General features: G+C 56.3%; 1 protein-coding gene. It reads right to left on the bottom strand.

Annotated elements, in window-relative coordinates; genetic code table 11:
* Positions 1–61: 61 nt before the first annotated feature.
* The gene (locus tag IFT99_RS26010) at positions 62–1312 is read right to left on the bottom strand and encodes an IS256 family transposase (RefSeq protein ID WP_192135643.1); all 1251 of its coding nucleotides are present in this window, start codon (positions 1310–1312) and stop codon (positions 62–64) included.
* Between the last annotated feature and the right edge of the window lie 53 nt (positions 1313–1365).

The following is a 1365-nucleotide window of genomic DNA, read 5'->3' as shown; positions in this document are numbered from 1 at the left end:
GGGACTGTCAGATTTTTTGTGTGCGGGCCGGTTACGGCCTGCCGTTAGGCAGGCCGTGCTCTTACCAGGCCGGCCTGATAAATCGATCTCCGTACAGAATCGCAAATTGATTCATTGCACTCTTCCAGTCATGGGCCGCAGAGCCCCAGTTTGCAGTGATATTGCGCAGCCCCAGCCAGATCAGTTTGGTTGCTGCATCGTCGGTCGGGAAGTGGCCGCGAGTCTTGATGATCTTTCGTAGCTGAGCGTTGATGCTCTCGATGGCATTGGTGGTGTAGATCACCTTTCGGATTGCTGGCGGGAAAACGAAAAATGGAATGACGCGATCCCACGCACGCCGCCATGAAGCTACTACCGTTGGATATTGTTTGCCCCATGGCCCGGCTTCGAACGCATCCAGCGCCTGTTCGGCCGCTTCTGCGGTGACCGCCTGGTAGATCGGCTTGAGCGCCTTGGCCAATTCGCGGCGCTTATCCCAAGCCACGTAATCAAGGCTATTACGGATCAAATGGACGATGCAGGTTTGCAGTGTTGTAGCTGGAAAGACAGCGCCAAGGGCCTCTGGCATGCCTTTGAGCCCATCAGTTACGGCGATCAGCACATCTTCAACGCCGCGTGTTTTGAGGTCGTTGAATACTTTCATCCAGAACTTCGCGCCCTCGGTATTTTCGATCCAGATGCCCAGGATGTCGCGTGTGCCGCCAGGCAAAACACCAAGCGCCAAGTAGATCGCCTTGTTGCGCACCAGTCCTTCTTCGCGAATTTTGACACGCAGGGCATCGAAGAAAATAACCGGATACATCGGCTCCAGAGGCCGCTGTTGCCACGCACCGATCTCAGCCATGACCTCGTCGGTGACAGAGCTGATGAAGTCAGGCGAAACGTCCGTACCGTACTGCTCGGAGAGGAAAGCGCGGATTTCCCTGACCGTCATTCCTCGGGCGTACATGGCGATTATTTTGTCGTCAAAACCGGTGTAACGGCGCTCGTGCTTGGGGATCAAAATGGGCGAAAAGCTACCGTCTCGGTCGCGAGGAATATCCAGCCGGATCGGGCCATCCCCGGTCAGAACCGTCTTGCCGCTTTTGCCGTTACGCTGGTTAGTTTCATCCTCCGGGCGCTGCGCGCCCGACGGATAGCCCAGGTGATGGCCGAGTTCGGCACTCAGGGCTCGCTCGATCAACGCCTTCTTGAACGCCGCGGAGGCGTCCTCGATGGCTTCAGCGGTCATCAATCCGCCGCCGAACTGCTCGAGCAGCTCTTTAGGGATTTTTGGTAGCTCGCGTAACGCAGGTTTCTTTTTGGTTGGCATACATGCACCTCTTACTCATGTTATGCCCGAACACAAAATTTCTGACACCCCCC

Source organism: Pseudomonas sp. CFBP 8772, assembly GCF_014841665.1.
In the GTDB taxonomy this organism is placed as follows: Bacteria; Pseudomonadota; Gammaproteobacteria; order Pseudomonadales; family Pseudomonadaceae; genus Aquipseudomonas; species Aquipseudomonas graminis_B.
The sequence above is the reverse complement of the archived record's forward strand: the minus strand, read 5'-3'. Positions and strand labels throughout refer to the sequence as shown.

What these genes read in the sequence shown, in the direction of transcription:
- IFT99_RS26010 (WP_192135643.1), bottom strand. Translation starts at nt 1,312, where the DNA reads ATGCCAACCAAAAAGAAACCTGCGTTACGCGAGCTACCAAAAATCCCT.